At 52.6% G+C, this 18,026-nt stretch carries 14 protein-coding genes; 4 read left to right on the forward strand and 10 right to left on the reverse strand.

Annotation, left to right across the window (positions count from 1 at the left end; all coding sequences use genetic code 11):
• Nucleotides 1-4: 4 nt before the first annotated feature.
• The 10 genes from BLX24_RS01770 to BLX24_RS01815 form a co-directional block, all read right to left on the reverse strand.
• The gene (locus BLX24_RS01770; RefSeq protein ID WP_071501353.1) at nucleotides 5-748 is read right to left on the reverse strand and encodes an SDR family NAD(P)-dependent oxidoreductase; all 744 of its coding nucleotides are present in this window, start codon (nucleotides 746-748) and stop codon (nucleotides 5-7) included.
• A 149-nt stretch (nucleotides 749-897) separates the two neighbouring features.
• The gene (locus tag BLX24_RS01775; RefSeq protein WP_071501354.1) at nucleotides 898-1,851 is read right to left on the reverse strand and encodes a dihydrodipicolinate synthase family protein; all 954 of its coding nucleotides are present in this window, start codon (nucleotides 1,849-1,851) and stop codon (nucleotides 898-900) included.
• Nucleotides 1,848-2,789: a DMT family transporter gene (locus BLX24_RS01780; protein ID WP_071501355.1), complete on the reverse strand. Its 942-nt coding sequence runs from the start codon at nucleotides 2,787-2,789 to the stop codon at nucleotides 1,848-1,850. Before BLX24_RS01780 ends, BLX24_RS01775 begins: the two co-directional genes overlap by 4 nt.
• Nucleotides 2,786-3,919 carry a mandelate racemase/muconate lactonizing enzyme family protein gene (locus tag BLX24_RS01785; RefSeq protein ID WP_071501356.1) on the reverse strand — a complete coding sequence of 378 codons (1,134 nt, stop codon included), beginning with the start codon at nucleotides 3,917-3,919 and terminating at the stop codon, nucleotides 2,786-2,788. The genes BLX24_RS01780 and BLX24_RS01785 overlap by 4 nt, the downstream gene beginning before the upstream one ends.
• Nucleotides 3,916-4,878 carry a 3-hydroxyacyl-CoA dehydrogenase family protein gene (locus BLX24_RS01790; RefSeq protein ID WP_071501357.1) on the reverse strand — a complete coding sequence of 321 codons (963 nt, stop codon included), beginning with the start codon at nucleotides 4,876-4,878 and terminating at the stop codon, nucleotides 3,916-3,918. The genes BLX24_RS01785 and BLX24_RS01790 overlap by 4 nt, the downstream gene beginning before the upstream one ends.
• A gap of 13 nt (nucleotides 4,879-4,891) precedes the next feature.
• On the reverse strand, nucleotides 4,892-5,281 hold the full coding sequence (locus BLX24_RS01795) for a RidA family protein (protein WP_071501358.1): 390 nt from the start codon (nucleotides 5,279-5,281) through the stop codon (nucleotides 4,892-4,894).
• Between the two features lie 2 nt (nucleotides 5,282-5,283).
• Nucleotides 5,284-6,075 (reverse strand): creatininase family protein, encoded by a 792-nt coding sequence (locus tag BLX24_RS01800; RefSeq protein WP_071501359.1) that lies wholly within the window; start codon nucleotides 6,073-6,075, stop codon nucleotides 5,284-5,286.
• 238 nt (nucleotides 6,076-6,313) lie between these two features.
• Complete coding sequence (locus BLX24_RS01805; RefSeq protein WP_071501360.1) at nucleotides 6,314-8,101, reverse strand: RagB/SusD family nutrient uptake outer membrane protein; 1,788 nt, start codon at nucleotides 8,099-8,101, stop codon at nucleotides 6,314-6,316.
• Nucleotides 8,102-8,124: 23 nt separating this feature from the next.
• Entirely contained in the window at nucleotides 8,125-11,235 is a 3,111-nt protein-coding gene (locus BLX24_RS01810) for a SusC/RagA family TonB-linked outer membrane protein (protein WP_083421748.1), read from the reverse strand.
• 758 nt (nucleotides 11,236-11,993) lie between these two features.
• The gene (locus BLX24_RS01815) at nucleotides 11,994-12,638 is read right to left on the reverse strand and encodes a GntR family transcriptional regulator (protein WP_071501777.1); all 645 of its coding nucleotides are present in this window, start codon (nucleotides 12,636-12,638) and stop codon (nucleotides 11,994-11,996) included.
• A 194-nt stretch (nucleotides 12,639-12,832) separates the two neighbouring features.
• Here BLX24_RS01815 and BLX24_RS01820 point away from each other — a divergent pair, with 194 nt between their 5' ends.
• From BLX24_RS01820 to BLX24_RS01835, 4 genes are all read left to right on the forward strand, one after another.
• Nucleotides 12,833-13,786, forward strand: a complete 954-nt coding sequence (locus tag BLX24_RS01820; protein ID WP_374754989.1) for a Gfo/Idh/MocA family protein — start codon at nucleotides 12,833-12,835, stop codon at nucleotides 13,784-13,786.
• A gap of 88 nt (nucleotides 13,787-13,874) precedes the next feature.
• Complete coding sequence (locus tag BLX24_RS01825) at nucleotides 13,875-15,278, forward strand: DegT/DnrJ/EryC1/StrS family aminotransferase (RefSeq protein WP_071501363.1); 1,404 nt, start codon at nucleotides 13,875-13,877, stop codon at nucleotides 15,276-15,278.
• Nucleotides 15,275-16,618 (forward strand): neutral/alkaline non-lysosomal ceramidase N-terminal domain-containing protein, encoded by a 1,344-nt coding sequence (locus BLX24_RS01830; RefSeq protein ID WP_071501364.1) that lies wholly within the window; start codon nucleotides 15,275-15,277, stop codon nucleotides 16,616-16,618. The genes BLX24_RS01825 and BLX24_RS01830 overlap by 4 nt, the downstream gene beginning before the upstream one ends.
• A gap of 63 nt (nucleotides 16,619-16,681) precedes the next feature.
• Nucleotides 16,682-17,986: a hypothetical protein gene (locus BLX24_RS01835; RefSeq protein ID WP_071501365.1), complete on the forward strand. Its 1,305-nt coding sequence runs from the start codon at nucleotides 16,682-16,684 to the stop codon at nucleotides 17,984-17,986.
• Nucleotides 17,987-18,026: the final 40 nt, after the last annotated feature.

The raw sequence follows: 18,026 nt of genomic DNA on the forward strand, positions 1-18,026 counted from the left end.
ATTATTAATACGTGGCGCGGCCGCCCGACAGGTCGAAGGTAAAGCCGGTGGTAAAGCTGTTCTGAGGCGATACAATATAGGCAACCAGATTTGCCGCCTCATCGAGAGTACCACACCGCTTCATCGGAATTTTGTCGGTCATATACGTCACCTGTTGTTCGGGCATGGCATCGACGAGCGGTGTCCGGATCACAGCAGGGGCAAGAGCGTTGACCGTAATGCCGAATTCGGCGTATTCCTTACCCTGCACTTTGGCCATACCAATCACGGCGGCCTTCGACGCTGAGTAGGCCAGCATACCGGCATTACCTTCCTTACCGGCAATAGAGGCGATGTGCAGAATCCGGCCGTAGCGGCGTTCGATCATAAATGGCAGCACCGCTTTTGAGGTATAAAAACTGCTCATGAAGTTGACTTCGAATACCTTATGCAGATTTTCGCTCGTTACTTCATGGCTTTTTATGTTTGTGACGCCCGTAATCCCGACGCAGTTGACCAGGCTGTCGATCTGGCCGAAGTGCGCGTGAACCGCCTGAATGGCTTCAGCTACCCGTGCCTCATCGGTGATGTCGATAGCTACCAGATGTGCCTGCACCCCGTAACTGCCAAAGTGCTCGTTGAGGGCCTCGCCGTTGAAGTCGAGCAGGGCCACCTGTGCGCCGTCGGCCAGTAATTTCTTCGCTACGGCCAAACCGATCCCCGACGCTGCCCCGGTAATCAGCGCAACCTGTCCGCTAAAATCTCCCATTGAAAAGTGATGTTTTCTTGAATGAATAATGTAAAATGTAGAATGGATAATGTGGAGCTGTGACTGGCTGATACATTTATATAGTCAGTAACGTACCGGCTGGCGGATGCTCATTACACATTGTTCATTAATAATTATACATTTATTAATCAGTAAACCGCTTTTTCTACTGCACGGATACCGTATTTTTCGTCGTTAACGATATCGAGTACACGCTGGTTTAGTTCACGGATATAACTGATGGACGACGGATCAGGGATGTAGGCAGCTTTACGGGCAATACTGTTCCGCAGCACCCCGCGCGCCATCAGCAACTCCTTCTCGGCATAGTGGAACAGCTCCATGTTTTGCAGCGAGAAGAAAATCTGTGGCATGACGCGTTCAAACAGTTCAAAGGCTTTCGCATCTTCGCCCGATGTGCGGAGGGTAAAGATTTTTTGCAGGATATCCGCCACCGCAAGTCCGGGCATTACCCCACGGATCCCTACCGGTACGAGTTCGAGCATATACAGTCCGCCCCAGCCTTCAAAAAGCCCGATCCGGTCACCGGTTGCCTGGATGATGCTTTCAAACTTCGGTGCACAAAGCGGCTCTTCGAGTTTCAGGTATTTGAAGTTCGGGTTTTCGTCCATCAGCTCTTTAATGAACCCGACACTGATCGACGAGCCTCCCGGATTGAAATCCTGAATCAGCACCGGCGTATCCGGAATGGATTGTAAAAACTCCGACAGATACACCTTCAGCGACGCTTCCGGCAGGCTGAAAATACGCGGAACGGCCAGCGAGACGACATCGGCACCGGCAGCTACGTTGGCCTGCGCCAGCTTGATCGCTACCTTGAGCGACGGATGGTTGGACTGGGCAACGATTTTAAGCCGGCCGGCGGCGTGTTCGACGGCCACCCGCACTACCTGAAGCTTTTCTTCGTCAGTCAGCTTATAAAACTCACTGGCATACGCTGGCAGGCAAACGGCCTTGATGCCGCCTTCGATGGCAAAGTCGATCAGATCGCGAAGGGCGGCTTCATCAATTTCTTCGTTTTCAGTAAAGGGCGTCGGAACGATAGGCACTACGCCGAAAAGTTCGTTTTCTACAGTTGTCATAACCTGGCTGGTTCTTGATTTTTGGTAACCACTTTCTTTTGTTGTACTTTATTGTCGACGATCGACAGAATCAACGTCGAGGCTAAGACCAGAATGCCACCGATAATGGCTTGCTGGTTCAGGGTTTCGCCCAGCCAGATGGCTGCAATAGGTAACCCCATGAACGTAATCAGATAATTTGAGATCGCGACCTGCGTAGCATCCAGATTTTTCAAGGCTTTGAAAAACAGGAGCATCGACAGGAAATTGTGAAAGAGCGTGAGGGAAATCATGCCAATCCATGTATTGGTCGTAAACTCAGGAATACGGCCAAACATATAGGGTTCGTAATAAAGCACTAAGGGGGTCAGCAGAATCGACATTACCAGATAGGTGTAAAACACCATTTCCATTTCGGTAAACCGGTCGGCCACTTTTTTGCACCCCACATTGTAATAGGCATTGCCGAGAATAGCCAGAAAAATAAGCACGTTGCCGAGGGCGTAACGCGAGCTCAGGTCAACGCGTTTGATGTCGTCGGTAGAGCAGAGCGCCACACCGGCAATGGCAATCACAAAGCTGATCCAGCGGGCGGTGTTCATCTTTTCGTTGAGGAGCAGAAAGGCAAACACGGCCGTTACTACCGGCAGAATCATGACCATGATGGCGGCATTACTCGCCAGCGAAAACTGCGTTCCCCAGGTCATCAGCACCTGCGAGGGAAAGGCTCCCAGCGCGGCCAGCTGCACAAAAATCAGGGCATCGCTTAGCTTTTTACCCCCCTTCCGGAAGTCACGGACAACAAACGGCCCCAGAAAAATGGTGGCCAGCAGCATAGGTGCCCAGACCGTGAAATAGGGCCCGACCTGGTCCTGTGTCAGCTTGATGCTGGTAAAGTGAAAGGCCCAGATCAGGTTGCAGAAGAACAGGATCGACCACGAGACGATTGACTTTTTCATAATTGGCTGAGTAAGGTCTGACCGGTTGAGAATCGGGCAAGTGCCTCGACATCCAGTTCAATACCGAGGCCGTGCCCCTGCGGAACCAGTGCGGCTCCGTCCACGAATTCGATGGGCTGCACAATCAGATCGTCGGTCCGGACGAGTTCGCCGAACAGATCCGACGGGATGGTGCAGTTGATGCTGGCGGCGGCAATATGCAGCCCCATGGTTTCAGCAATGCCGAGGTCGACTTCGGAGCCCCGCCAGCAGGATTTACCTTCCAGATGGGCGATTTCGGCCAGCAGTACGCAGTTATAGGCCGAACCGTTGAAGTTATACCCATCGACTGCGTCGGCCCGGACAAAGGCAATCATGTCGCGGATATCCTGGGTATAGGGCAGCGAAATATGCCGGAACATGGGGATGCCGAGGGTTTCGCGCAGGTACTTGAAGCCGGCCACATCGGCATGCAGGATCGGGTCTTCGAGACCGAGCATGATATCCTGTTCAACGCCTTCCATGAGCCGGAGCGTGGTGGCTACGTCGGTCCAGCGCTGGTTCGGATCGAGGAGGATTTTAATGCCGTCGCCGCACTTTTTCTTGATTTCTTCGGTCCACAGACGCACCGGATCTTCATCCGAGCACTTGAATTTGAAGGCCTTGTGGCCTTTCTGCATGGCTTCGAAGGCTTTCTGTGCTGCATCTTCCGGCGTCCGGCGACCGGTCCAGCCAAAGCAGTCGATGCGGTCGCGGCAGGCTCCGCCCAGCAACTGGGAAACGGGGGCCTGTAACAGTTTCCCGACGACATCCAGGACCGCCGTTTCAAAGGCTTCGTATATCCGCTGATCTGCCACGGGCAGGCGGCGCCAGTTCAGTTTCAGTACATCCTGCCCGACAAACGGCTGCATGGCCTCATGGAGCAGTTCGCCCGAGGCGCTCCGGTAGGTTTCGCCGATCCCGGTCAGCCCGTTCTGAAGCGTCAGCTCAATGATCCATTTGGGTTGATTGGCAAATTCTGTCCAGCGCTCACCGGTCAGGAACTTTTGGGCAAAGGCCGCGTCCTTGTCGATTACCTCCTCTGAGTTGAGGCTGTTCGGTTTGGCGGGCACAATCACCTGCGTGGCTTTGATGGATTGAATGCGTGTCATGATTGCGGTTCGATAGCGTCTGACGAATATTTACGGGCCAGTTTGCGGATGTCATAGCTGAAGGCAATGAACTGTTCCTCCCAGTGTGCGGCCGATTCGGTGGAATAGGGATAAAAGCCCTGTGCATTCTGAACGCCCTTTGCCCCGGCCGCCACCAGTTTTTCCATCATCGCCGGTGTTTCCCGGGCATTGCTGAGATCAGGAAACAGGTCTTTCATAACGGTCAGGTAAGCCGGAATGCCGGTCAGATCCATAAACCGGAACGGGCCGGCAAAGGTGATCCAGTAGCCAAGATCGTTCCGGAGGGAGCGGTCGACGTCTTCAATGGTTGCATAACCGTTTTCGACGAGGTGGAAGGCTTCGCGCAGCATGGCATACATGATGCGGTTGGTAATAAACCCGCGGATGTCTTTCCGGAGTACCGACGGCTCTTTGCCCCAGCTTTCGGCAATCGCTGCCATTTTATAAGCATATTGCTCGTCGGAGTCGTTGCCGCAGATAATTTCCATGAAGCGGGTTATGTGTGCCGGTTCGGCCCAGTGGATGCCCAGGACACGTTCCGGATGCGTCAACCCCTGCTGGAGTATGGTCACCGGGATGGCTGAGGTATTGCTGCCGATGATGGCCGTGGGCGAAAGTACGGTCTCCAGACGCTGGTAGACCGATTTTTTCTCGTCCACATGTTCAATGATCGATTCAATAACTACCTCAATACCCGCTAACCGGGTAACATCGTCTGTGATGGTCAGCCGGTCCAGGATCGTTTCGGGTGCATCGGTCAGCAAGCCTTCCCCCCGGAGCTGTGTCAGAAAGCCGCGGATTCGTTCGCGGGCTTCTCCGGCGGTGCTCATGTCTTTAATCAGCGACGTAACCTCATGACCGGCAGCCAGAATACAGGTGGCAATGCTGCTACCCATAAGGCCGAGTCCGACGGTACCGATGCGTGTGTGAGAAATCATAACGTTGAGTAAATTAAGCCTGGTCAGGAAGTACGGCGATGGCGTCGATTTCGATCTTGATGCCATCCGAAAGGACCGACTGTACCGTCGTCCGTGCGGGCAACACACCGCTGAAAAAAGAGGCGTAAGCCGCATTGTAGCGATCAAACTCCTGTATGTTTTCGAGGTGTACCGTACATTTCACAATGTTGTCAATTGTTCCGCCCGCCGCTTCCACAATCTTCTGTACGTGCGAGAGCGTAAGCAACGTTTCTTCTTCAATTGTACCGTGCAGCACCTCACCGGTCTCAAGATCCAGCGGACCCTGACCACTGACGAACAGTAAATTGCCCACCTGTACGCCTGAGGAGTAGGCACCGGTGTTAACGGCTTTAGCGGGATGTTTTATTTCGATCTTCTGCATGCTTATTCAGCCAGTTTATCAGACAATGGCCATGTACTGAATGACGACAGGAAGTTAACTAAATTGTTTACAGCCTGCTCAAATAAATGTTTACCTTTTTCGGCGGTGCCTAGCCGGGGCTCACCACTGCTGCCGTTGCTTGAGATAAAGGCAGTTTGTTTAAATACAGTTACCCCGCGATATGCTTCATCGTCTTCCCAGGGGATATACCCGTTGCTGGCCGGCCGTTTAGCGCGTTCGGCCCGATCCATCCATACCTTTTCGGGATACAGGTGCAGCATCAGGCTGGTTTCGTATTCACAGGCATGGCTCAGGGCGGGGCTTTCCATGGGGACGTCTCCGGCAAAAGCCTTTCCCGCCAGCTCCCAGTACGTAGCCAGGGCAATCGTAGGCTGATGGCTCTCGTCGAAACGCTTGCTCAGGATCGCCAGCGCCTGCTTGACCGGCGTGATATTTCCCCCATGCCCGTTCAGCAGAACAATGCGTTTGGCTCCGGAAAGGACCAGTGACTGCACCAGGTCAATAATCACTTTTGTATACAAATCCGGAGCAATGCTTAATGTGCCCCCAAAGTACAGGTGATGATCACTCGAACCGAAGGGCAGGGTAGGGCAAAGCAGGATTTTGTCCGGTAATACAGCCTCCGCTTTCTGCGCAATTTTTGTGACAATATCTGTATCTGTCGACACCGATAAATGGGGCCCGTGCTGTTCAATTGCTCCCAACGGAAGCAATACAACATGGTCCTTAGAATACCGGTTATTATCAGAATAGGTAGACGCAAAAAATAACATAATTTATTTGACTTGTAGAGACGCAAAATTTTGCGCCTCATTTTTGATATAGTTAAATGAACATCAACAATTCATTTGTAAGATAAACCGAAAAATATACGCTGAAAATAAGTACATACTAGTTAGCTGTATTTTATAGAAAGTATGCTGTAAGGAATATTTGGCAAAGAGCCGTGATTACAGGTTTTGGAAAAATGAGCCGCAAAATATTGCGGCTCTACGACGACGGCGTCAATCATCAATACCCTGTGTTTTGTTTCAGTACTGACGTACCGTTTACGACGCTCAGGTCAATCTGTGCCTGTGGAATAGGGTAAATTTCGTTTTTGCCTTTCTTGAACGTAGCTCCTTTCATATACGTAAAGTCGTAGCCCGGAATCGAGGTTTCGTGTTTTACGTAAGCATTCAGGGTATTGGCCATGTAGCCGGTGCCGTTGTCCCAGCGGCGGAGGTCAAAGAAGCGGTGGCCTTCCATCGCCAGCTCCAGCTTGCGCTCAAACCGGACAGCTTCGCGGGCAAAATCCTTGCCTTTGGTCGTGAACTCGGTTGTATACAGACCAACCTTGTAATTTGCTGCCGGTTCGTTGGTAAAGCCTTTCAGCGGGGCCGTGTTGTCCACGTACTTTTTAACCCAGCCAGCCTGATTAGCGGCCCGTGCCCGTACCATATTCACGTACGTCTGTGCCTGTGCCAGACTCCCGATTTCAACCTCACACTCCGCAGCCCACAACAAGACATCAGCAAACCGGATCATGGTGTAATTGTTGGACGTCCAGCGTGAAAAAGCCGATGTGGTAGCGGCTTGCGCCTGATAGTAGATGGTTTTTATCGGGCTATACGGACCGGCTACCGCCTGTACACGGATCCATGCCTTCCCCGGGTGAACGCCCCAGTCGAGATACGGGATGCCACGGCGGCCAACAGTCCAGTCGAGCCGGGCGTCGAGCGTACCCTGATAGGGGGTAAACGGGGCGCTGCTTTCAATATTCTGGTCGTTGGCAATGTCCGAATCGTTGAAGGTGTCGATGAGCGGCAGACCAGTCGCCGGGTCTGTTTTGTACGAGTTCACGAGGCTGAACGACGGCTGATAGGCACCGCAGCAGGTAGCAGGTCCACCCATCGGGAAGTTCAGCGCATCGCCGTAGTTGCCGTTCTGGTAAGAGTCTGCAACCGACATCTGCACCGCAAATACCGATTCGGGTCCGTTTTTCTTCGACGGGTTGAAGTTGTCGGCGTAGTTGACCAGCGCATATTTTGCCCCCGAAGCCGTTACACCGTTGGCAATAATGTCGGTCAGTATGGCTTTGGCTTCCGTGTATTTGTCCTGGAACATATACGTCTTGGCAAGGAATGCCTTGGCGGCCCAGCTGTTTGCCCGGCCAACTTCCGTCTTCGTCGCGCTGAGGTTATCGGCCGCAAATTTGAAATCAGCTTCCAGCTTAGGCCACGGCGACGTTGTATTGGCGACGTTGTAATTGCTGTTGGCATAGCTCACAGTCTCGTCCAGATACGGGATATTTTCCCATAGTTTTGCGGCTTCAAAGTGATAAACTGCCCGCAGGAACGTCGCTTCGGCCTTGATTTGTTTGGCTTCTTCGGCCGTTAGTGACGGGTCGGTCGTCTGGGCCAGGACACGCAGCACGTCGTTAGCCCGCTGCACACCGGCATACAGCACCATCCATTTGTTGTTGAACGGAGCCATCGACGCATCGTAGTTATAGCTTTCTACGGCTTCCATCGGGGGCAGCGCCGAAGCCTGCGTGCCGGTATGGGCGTCATCTGACGTAACACCGCCGAAAATCCAGTTACTGACACCGACAAAGTAATACGTAGTGTTGGGTACACCCCAGCCGTCGAGCAGGGAGTAGGCACCGGTCAGTAAGCCTTTTACCCCCGCCTTGTTGGCCAGCGTTGTTTCACTGGTCGAGCCAAGAGCGCCGATTTCGAGGTATTCTTTGTTACAGGCGTTGGTTGCCGAGATTAATACCAGGCAACTTGCCAGGAGTCGAAGAGAAAGTCTTTTCATGATTGGCAATGTGTTAGGTATTGTTAGAAAGAAAGATTTAAGCCGAGAATGAAGTTTTTCTGGTTGTTGGGATAGTTGGCATAGTCAACACCAAAGGCCGAGCTGTTGCCGCTGATTTCAGGGTCGAGGCCGCTGTATTTGGTCAGGGTGAACAGGTTAGCCCCCTGTGCATAAATCCGGAGCTTATTCATCCCGAACCGTTTCAGGGTCGAAGGACTGACAGTATAGCCGATGATCAGCGACCGCATTTTCAGGAATGAGCCGTCTTCGACATAGAAGGAGTTCGATACCCCCGACGAACTGAATGAACCGGTTGACTCAATTTTCGGGATCGACGAACCGGTGTTGGTCGGGCTCCAGGCATTCAGCAGGTCGTTGCTTTTGGCGCCCACATACGTGCTGAAAAAGTGCGTAAACGACTTGATGGTATTATAGATTTCGTTGCCCTGCGAACCGAAGAGCGTGGTCGAGAAATCGAAGTTTTTGTAGGTTACGCCAAGGTTCAGGCCGTACGTGAAATCAGGGTTCGGGTTGCCGAGGAATGTCCGGTCAGCAGCCGTGATCTGACCGTCGCCGTTCACGTCCTGATATTTAAAGCGCCCCGGGGCTGCCCCGCTCTGCGTTGGTGACGACGACACATCGGCATCACTCTGGAACAGGCCAAGCACTTTGTAGCCAAAGAATGAACTCACCGGCTGACCCACCTGGTTGCGGATAACCGTACCGAGGTTCTGCGTATTGGCCGCATCGAAATAACCAGGGTTCGGAATGTTTACCACTTCATTTTTGTACGTCGTAATGTTCGCACCGATCGTAAACTTCAGGTCGTTGTTAACGGTGCCTCTATACGTAGCGGCCAGGTCAACCCCTTTGTTCTGAATATCGCCGATGTTCACGGTTGGTGCCGTGGCTCCGCCCGCCGACGCCGGCAGCGGTTGGGTAAAGAGCAGACCGTTGATCGACTTTTTGTAATATTCCAGGGAGATGTCGAGTTTGTTATTCAGGATACTGGCGTCGAAACCAACGTTGGTGACGATGTTCTCTTCCCAGCCCGTATTCGGGTTGCCGATGCTGATCTGGGCGAAGCCCTGCGACAGTTTGGCCGCACCGGTGATGTCATAGTAAGCGTTGGCAAAGTTACCGCCGAAGAGGGTAAACGCGTTGGCCGGGCTAACGTTATTCTGCGAACCCAGTACCCCGTAGCTGCCCCGGATTTTCAGGTCGTTGAGCCACGTTACGTTCTTCATAAACTCCTCGCCTGTTACGCGCCAGCCTGCTGAGAACGAAGGGAAAACACCGTACCGGCGATTGGCACCGAAGCGCGAAGAGCCATCGCGGCGAACCGTAACGCCCAGCAGGTATTTGTCGTCGAACGAGTAGTCGGCCCGGCCAAACACCGAAAAGAGGGTGTTGTTATAGGCACTGCTGGCGTTGGTGATGTTGGTCGTTCCGTTGGAAAGGCTCAGGTAGTCGAAACTGGTTGAGAACAAGCCACTTGACGAACCGGTCAGGTAACGGCCGTAGTTGCGGATGGCTTCCGAACCGGCAATGACTTTCAGGTTGTGTTTCCCGAATGCGTTCAGATACGTCAGTGTATTCGTCCACATGGTGGTGCTGTTATACAGGGCTGTTTCGGCAAACGAATTCGGGTTAGTGTTGCCTTCCGAGTTGTTATACGGCGTGAACGTGAAATTGGTATAATACTGGTTGTCAATGGTTCCGCCAATGCTGGTCCGAGCCGTAAAGTGTTTCAGGAAGTCAACTTCGGCGAAGATATTCCCCACGATGTCCCACGTATTGCTCTTATTGTTTACCGTGCTTTTCTGGACCGCAACGGGGTTTGACGAACTGCCCAGTTCCGGACCCGTGAATGTCCCGCCGTAGTTGCCTTTGATGTCATACACCGGAATGATTGGCATATTGCGGTAGGTCCATGCAATCGGGTTGCCGCTGCTGAGGTTATCGAAACCCGGATTCTGCTTGTAGAAAACGTACATGTTTTCGCCTACCCGGACATTGTTTTTCACCTTGAACTGGGTATTTACGCGGGCCGAGTAACGTTTTAGATACGATTCGATCATGGTGCCCTGCTGATTGAAATAACCCAGCGAAACCAGATAGTTCGACTTGTCGGTACCACCGCTGGCAGTCAGGTTATGGTTGGTCATGGGAGCAGTTTTGAAGAGCTCATGAAACCAGTCCGTTCCGGTTTTATTCAATCTCTGGATCAGGTAGTTGCTGGCCGGGTTCGCAGCGTCGAAATTGTATTTTGACGGGTCAACTGCCGCATCGCCGGTATTACCGACCCCGGTAGCGCCCGGACCCCGGTAGGAGAAATCAGGGATGCCGTTTTTGAACAGACTGGTATTCGGATAGGCCAGTTTGGTCAGCGTGGCAAAGTCCTGCGAATTCAGGAGGTTAAATACGTTGCCTTTCAGTGGCTGCTGACTGCCGTAATAGGCGTCGTATGAAATAACCGGAGCGCCTGATTTGCCTTTCTTAGTGGTAACGATGATCACACCGTTTGACCCCCGTACCCCGTAAATTGAGGCGGCACCGGCATCTTTCAGTACCTGCATTGATTCGATGTCGTCGGCGCTGACATCGTTCAGTTCGGCCTGCACACCGTCAACCAATACCAGCGGCTGGGCGTTACCAAACGAGCTGATCCCACGGATAAAGATGTTGCTCGGGCTGCCCGGTGCCCCTGAACTGATCACGTTTACACCCGCAGCCTGGCCTTGTAGTGCCTGAACCGCCGAGCCGGCCGGTATCGATTTAAGGGCTTTCATGTCCACAATGGATACGGAGCCGGTAATGTCTTTTTTACGCTCCGACGAATAGCCCGTGATGACCACTTCGCTGAGTGAGGTTACGGACGGAGTCAGAACGATGGACAGATTCGTCTGATTACCAATCGGAAATTCCTGAGTGACGTAGCCGATGTAGGAAACGATCAGCGTGGCACCGGGAGAGGCATTGATCGTGAAGGTACCATCGGCGCCGGTTGTGGTGCCGTTGGTGGTGTTGCCTTTGAGGAGGATCGCTGCTCCGGCAATCGGTTGCTGATCGTCGGAAGCAATGACTTTACCTTTAATGGGTGTCTGCGCCCATACCATGACGGACGTGAGCATGCATAGAAGCAGCATGCAGACCTTTTCTTTTGGAAGGAGTAAAGAGCGAATCATGATCTATTTAAGTTGAAAAAACAGTTACGCTTTGTGTGTACTGGTACTGAACACCTACCTCCTCAATCAGCCGGAAAAACAGCCTTATGCCGGTTTGCTGCAATCGCAGATCATCCGGAAACCGGCATAAAAATGTGTCGCGAAAAATCAGGGAATAAATCCCCGGAAAGCAAAAAAAAAGTACGCAGGAAACCCGGTCTGCCGGCCGGTTACCGGCAAATCATGTGAACGCTAAACAGCGCGCCGGTTACGGAATGGATTGTCGCCGGAATCGCTGTGAACGGACTGCATAAGGTCTTTCATAAAGTATTGAGATTTTTACGGGGTGGCGAATAATCGCCGTAGAATATGTTTACAAAGAAAAGCTTATTTTGTAAACAAAGTCAACTGAAGGGCAAAGTTTTTTTTGATAAACCCGAAAAAACGCAAATACTGCACAAAATGGAGCCTATATGTATAAAGTATACTTAATTACGTGTACTATAGGCTAGCGGGCACAGAGGGTATTCTGACTCTGGCCAGCGATGAACGGCCAGAGTAGCATTCAGATATTGTTTACATTTTTCGGATTACCGGCATAGAAATGCCTGCTAAGGGAGATACCCATAAAAAAGCCCTGACACGAAGTAAGACTAAGGTGCCGGGGCCGGTAACGTACTATAGTAATAATGCGTTTGATTATCAGGTCTTTGTAGGAAGGAGAACTATTGATCTTCCAGTTCAAGTACGGCGACTTCCCCACGAATCAGGTGCCGGGAAAGGGTTTCTTCGGCTAGTTTGAGATCGCGTTCGCGAAGCGCCTTCAGCAACTGCCGATGTTCCTGGTCTGTTAATTCGTAATCATCCATGTGGATCTGTGTTTTACCCAGCTTCTGATGAAACAGCGGGATATTGCTCAGTTCGTACAGATCTTTAAGCTTATCATTCTGAGCGCAATCGATAATGGTCTCATGGAATTTAACATCGGCCTCACAGGCTCCGCCAAAATAACCACGTTCGACCATCGACGAAAAATCATTACATATCTCCTCAAGGCGGCCGAGCCCTTTTTCGTCAATTTTCTGGATAGCTAGCCTGATCGCGCCTAATTCCAGTACTTCCCGTAGCTCCCTGATCTGACGGATATCGTCGGCCGACATGGATTTTACGAAATAGCCCCCTTTCTCGCCGGTAACAATCAGTTGTTCGCCGAGCAGGCGGGTAAGGGCTTCACGGACCGCCATGCGGTTCACTTCCAGTCGTTTAGCCCAGATGTCTTCTTTCAGGCGGGTACCGGCCCCAAGCTGGTTTGAGAGTATTTTACGGCGGAGTTCTATATAAACTTTATTTGCCAGCGAATCAACCTTCATTTTGTAGTCAAAAAATGTGTGAAAATGTAAACAATTTTTAGCTATCTTTGTAAAGGTAAAATTAATTACATAAAAAAACACATCATTGCTGCTTATACTACCATAATTTCTCAAGTTTTTATCAACGTTCAAGCTAATTAGTCAGAATGACGCATTCACTCTACAGCCGACGGAAATTTGTTAAGCATGCAACCATGAGTAGCCTGGTACTGGGAGCTGCCCTTCCGGCACTGGCCAATAAAAAAGCGGTAGCCACCGGTAAGCGGGTCGGCATCATCGGCCTCGATACCTCACACAGTACGGCCTTTACCAAAGCCCTGAACAGTCCTGACGCCAGCCCCGATTTTCTGGGGTATACCATTGTGGCCGCTTACCCATATGGCAGCAAAGACATTGAAAGCAGTACTAAACGGATTCCCGGCTATACAGACGAAGTAAAAAAACTGAATGTTGAGATCGTTGACTCCATCAGCGATCTGCTCAGGAAAGTGGACGTGGTCTTGCTCGAAACCAACGACGGGCGGCTACACCTCGAACAGGCGTTGCAGGTGCTGAAAGCCGGAAAGCGGTTATTTATTGATAAGCCCATTGCTGCCTCGTTGCCGGATGCCATTGCCATCTTTGAGGCATCGCGTAAATACAACATCCCGATCTTTTCGGCTTCGTCGCTGCGACATATAAAAGGGATTGAAAAAGTAGATAAGAAAACGGTTGTCGGGGCGGATACATTTAGTCCGGCGGTGCTGGAGAAAACGCATCCTGATTTGTTCTGGTACGGTATTCATGGCGTCGAAACGCTGTATACGGTCATGGGTACCGGCTGCCGGCAGGTTGTCCGGGTGCATAACGACGGGACAGACATTGTTGTCGGGACGTGGGCAGACGGCCGCGTCGGAACCTTCCGCGGGACCCGGACCGGCAAACACGATTACGGCGGGACAGTCTACACGCAGAACGGCAATATTGTACTCGGCCCGTACGGCGGCTACGAACCGCTGCTGAAAGACATTGTCCATTACTTCGAAACCGGTGAAGTGCCGGTCACACCCGAAGAAACCCTTGAAATTTTTGCCTTCATGGAGGCCGCCGACGAAAGCAAACGCCGCGGCGGCATTCCGGTTACGCTTGCCAGTGTCATCAAAAAATAATGAGTGAATGAGTGATTGAGCGAAAGAGCGAAATATCCTGTCACTCTTTCACTCAATCACTCATTCACTCAATCACTCATTAAAATAAATGCCTGCTCAACATGTTTCTCGCCGTGAGTTCATTAAACGGAACTCCCTATCCGGGCTGGGGGCTGTGCTTGCCCCGTCCCTGCTGACGCATGCCGCAACCGCGGCGACTGACCGGCCCGCCATAGCCACGTCGCATTCGGTGGCAGAACCGCCTGCACTACTGGGCGGAAAACCAATCCGCAGTAAAGAATGGCCTGCATGGCCCGTCTGGAAGCCGGAAACCGACGAAAAGCGGTTGCTGGAGGTCATTCGCAGCGGGGTCTGGTCGCGGGCCGGTGTGGTAACTGAGTTTGAAAATGAATGGGCCAGAACCGTTGGGGCGAAGCGGTCACTGGCGGTAGTGAACGGTACCAACGCCCTGATTACGGCCCTGGCCCAGCTCGATATCCGGGGGGGCGATGAGGTATTGGTGCCGCCCTACACGTTCATCGGTACGGTAGCCCCGATTCTCGCCAACGGAGCCATGCCGGTGTTCGTCGATATTGACCCGGCCACGTTTCAGATCGATCCGGCTAAAATAGAGGCGAAAATAACGCCGAGAACCAGGGCGATTATTCCGGTGCATATTCTCGGCTTACCCGCCGACATGCCGGCCATTCTGGCCATTGCGAAAAAGCACAAACTGGCCGTTATTGAAGACGCCTGTCAGGCGCACATGGCCGAAATCAACCACCAGAAGGTCGGTACGTTCGGGGATGCGGGGTGTTTCAGCTTCCAGAACTCGAAAAATCTGGCCATCGGGGAGGCCGGTGCCATTGTCAGTAACAACGACCTGTTTATGGACCGCTGCTTTTCGTACCATAACTACGGCAACCCCTATGGTATGGCCTCGGGGGTAATCGGTGCCGGAACGATTATGCAGGGCAATAAACAGCGGATTACCGAATATCAGGCGGCCATCGGGCTGGCGCAGCTGAAGCGCCTGGATGCCGAAACAACCCTGCGCAATGAGAATGCGGCCTACCTGAAAGCAAAAATTGAAACGATTCCGGGGGTCGTGCCTTACAAACTCTACGATCATGTGACGCGGGCAGCGTTTCACCTCTTCCCGTTCCGCTACAAAAAGGACGCCTTTAAGGGGCTGTCGCGGGATATTTTCCTGAAAGCGCTGAGCGCCGAAGGTATTCCCTGCTCAAAAGGGTACGCTACCCTGAACAACATGCCGTACCTCAATGATGCGTTCCAGTCGAAGAATTACCGGAAAATGTACCCGAAAAAACAGCTGGATTTTAACCAGTATGTTACCCAAAATCATTGTCCGGAAAATGACCGCATCTGCAACGAAGAGGCGGTCTGGTTTACCCAGAATATGCTGTTGGGCACCCGCGCCGACATGGACGAAATCGCCGATGCTATTGAAAAAATCTACCGGCACGCCGATAAACTCGTGAGCCTTAAATGAAAAAACTGCTTTGGATAGCCGTGTTGCTGGTTTGTTCGCCGGTGGCAGGCAAGGGCTGGAAGGCCGGCGTGGCGAAGGTAGTTATTACACCGGAGGGCCCCCTCTGGCAGGCAGGCTACGCGTCGCGGACCCATGCTTCGGATGGAAAACTGCACGACTTATGGGCCAAGGCCCTGGCGCTGGAAGACGAAAACGGCAAACGGCTGGTGCTGGTCACGACCGATATGCTGGGCTTTCCCAAAGCCATGTCGGACCGTATTCGGGAACAGCTGAAAAAGACGCTCGGCCTCGACAAAAGCCAGATTATCCTGAATAGCTCACATACGCATTCGGGACCGGTTTTGTACGACGCCCTGCAGGATATTTACCCGCTTAATGCAACCGAACAGGCCAGAATTGACGCGTACTCCCGGAAACTTGAAACGCAGATCACGGCACTGGTGGCTACAGCCATGGCAGACCTCGAACCCGCCGAACTCTTTGCCCGGAACGGTGTCACGCGGTTTCAGGTAAACCGGCGGAATAATAAGGAAGGCGCATTGCGGGAACAAACCGAACTGAAAGGCCCGAACGATTATGCGGTGCCGGTCATCAAGGTTGTAACGGCTACGGGTAAGCTGAAGGCCATTACGTTTGGCTACGCCTGTCACCCGACGGTACTGGACCTGTATCAGTTTTCGGGCGATTACCCGGGCTTTGCCCAGATTGAACTGGAAAAAACATTTCCGGGCACAACTGCCCTGTTTTTTCAGGGTGGGGCCGGCGACCAGAATCCCCTGCCGCGCCGGACAATTCCGCTGGCAAAACAATACGGCCGGGAGCTGGCAGCGGCCGTCGAATGTGTGCTCGAAGAGCCCATGCGGCCGTTAGCGGCACAGGCGAAAACGGCTTATTCCGAGATCGAACTGCCACTGTCGCCCCCTCCAACCGAAGCCGACCTGAAAAAGACGCAGCAGGACGAGGCTCCCTACATGAGGAAGTGGGCTACCCGCCTGCTGACCGAGAAGCAGCAGGGCAAGTCCTTCCGGTCGTCGTATCCCTACCCGATGCAGCTCTGGCAACTGGGCGATCAGCCGATCTTCAGCTTTGGCGGGGAACTGGTCATTGCCTATACCATTGCCTGCAAACAGCGCTTCGGGCAGGATGTCTTTGTCATGGGCTATTCCAATGATGTGATGGGCTACATTCCATCGGCCACCATCCTGACCGAAGGCGGCTACGAAGGGGCTTCGTCACAGATGGTTTATGGCCTGCCATCTACCTGGGATGCCCGCGTACCTGACCTGATTCAGCAGGAAATTACCCGTTTGGCGGCGCAGGTTGGTCTGGCGGGGAAGTGATGCTGGATGCTGGATTTTAGATGCTGGATTTTGGATGCTGGAGAATAAAACCCTTGAACGAAAATGACCCTGATCAACGCGACTGACGTACTTTCTTCTTCATTGATTGCCACACCCTTTTATTCGGGGTTTCCGCTGGCACACGATACCTACAATGCCATTACGGCGGCCAGCGACGGCAACATTTATTACGTACTCTGCTCGGAATCGTATGATACCGGCGGGCAGATGTATGCCTACAATCCGGTGACCGGCCAAACAGAATGGATTGCCGGCCTGACCGACATCTGCGGGGAAAAAGAAGCCAATGCCATTCCGCAGGGGAAAAGCCATGTGCGTTTCTATGAACATGCCGGTAAACTTTATTTCGCGACCCATATCGGGGTGTACGAAATGATCGACGGCATGGAACGCCTGCCGGTGACGGCGCCGGATGGAAAACAGCTGTATCCGGGCGGGCATTTCCTGGCCTATGATCTGGCTACAAAAACAGTGGAAGATCTCGCCATTGCACCGGACGGAGAAGGGATTCTGACCATGACCATCGACCGGGAGCGGGGCCATCTCTACGGCATTACCTGGCCACTCGGCTACTTTATTCATCTGGATCTGAACACGCGTGTGTTAAAAAACGTGGGGCTGGTTTCGGCCAGAGGGGAAGCGGGTATACCGGGAGACGATTACCGGGTATTATGCCGCTCCATGCTCGTTGATCCCCGCGACGGTTCGGTTTATCTTTCCACGGCGGAGGGGGATATTTATACGTATCATCCGGATCAGGAGGGGTTGCATAAACTCACAAACGTTGATTTACGGCTTGATTATTTCGGCAAATACGACCCAACACATCCGGGCAGTATGGGCTATAACTGGCGGAAAATCTTCTGGTACGCCCCCGAAGAGGTGGCCTATGGAATACACGGTAATTCCGGGTATCTGTTCCGGTTCGATCCCCGGCACCAGACGATTGAACTGGTCGAACGGCTGACATCAGAGCCGTCGCGGAAAAGCGGGATGTTTGACCAGTTCAGTTATGGCTACCTTGGTTTTCAGCCGGGGCCGGACGGCGAAACCATTTATTACCTGACCGGCGGACCCGTTTATATTGACGGCAAGCGCCTGAAAGGGGCGGATCAGATTGCCAAAGGAGCAGCGAAAGGGCTGGAAAATCTGCATCTGGTTACGTTTCATATCCCGACCCGGCACTATACCGATCACGGGCCCATTTTCTATCCCGATGGTAGCCGGCCAACGTACGTGAATTCGATTGCCATTGGCGCAGACGGAGCCGTCTATACCCTCGCCCGGTTCGATCACGACGGGCATGAAATCCAGGATCTTGTCCGGATTGACCGGCCGATGGTTTGAGTCAATAAAGAGTGGTGGCACGACGCCAAGTCGTGTCACC

The sequence above is a fragment of the Arsenicibacter rosenii genome (assembly GCF_001870735.1).
Classification (GTDB): Bacteria; Bacteroidota; Bacteroidia; order Cytophagales; family Spirosomataceae; genus Arsenicibacter; species Arsenicibacter rosenii.

Coding starts and splice junctions, on each gene's coding strand:
- BLX24_RS01770 (WP_071501353.1), bottom strand. CDS start 748: ATGGGAGATTTTAGCGGACAGGTTGCGCTGATTACCGGGGCAGCGTCG.
- BLX24_RS01775 (WP_071501354.1), bottom strand. CDS start 1,851: ATGACAACTGTAGAAAACGAACTTTTCGGCGTAGTGCCTATCGTTCCG.
- BLX24_RS01780 (WP_071501355.1), bottom strand. CDS start 2,789: ATGAAAAAGTCAATCGTCTCGTGGTCGATCCTGTTCTTCTGCAACCTG.
- BLX24_RS01785 (WP_071501356.1), bottom strand. CDS start 3,919: ATGACACGCATTCAATCCATCAAAGCCACGCAGGTGATTGTGCCCGCC.
- BLX24_RS01790 (WP_071501357.1), bottom strand. CDS start 4,878: ATGATTTCTCACACACGCATCGGTACCGTCGGACTCGGCCTTATGGGT.
- BLX24_RS01795 (WP_071501358.1), bottom strand. CDS start 5,281: ATGCAGAAGATCGAAATAAAACATCCCGCTAAAGCCGTTAACACCGGT.
- BLX24_RS01800 (WP_071501359.1), bottom strand. CDS start 6,075: ATGTTATTTTTTGCGTCTACCTATTCTGATAATAACCGGTATTCTAAG.
- BLX24_RS01805 (WP_071501360.1), bottom strand. CDS start 8,101: ATGAAAAGACTTTCTCTTCGACTCCTGGCAAGTTGCCTGGTATTAATC.
- BLX24_RS01810 (WP_083421748.1), bottom strand. CDS start 11,235: ATGCTCACGTCCGTCATGGTATGGGCGCAGACACCCATTAAAGGTAAA.
- BLX24_RS01815 (WP_071501777.1), bottom strand. CDS start 12,638: ATGAAGGTTGATTCGCTGGCAAATAAAGTTTATATAGAACTCCGCCGT.
- BLX24_RS01820 (WP_374754989.1), top strand. CDS start 12,833: ATGAGTAGCCTGGTACTGGGAGCTGCCCTTCCGGCACTGGCCAATAAA.
- BLX24_RS01825 (WP_071501363.1), top strand. CDS start 13,875: ATGCCTGCTCAACATGTTTCTCGCCGTGAGTTCATTAAACGGAACTCC.
- BLX24_RS01830 (WP_071501364.1), top strand. CDS start 15,275: ATGAAAAAACTGCTTTGGATAGCCGTGTTGCTGGTTTGTTCGCCGGTG.
- BLX24_RS01835 (WP_071501365.1), top strand. CDS start 16,682: ATGACCCTGATCAACGCGACTGACGTACTTTCTTCTTCATTGATTGCC.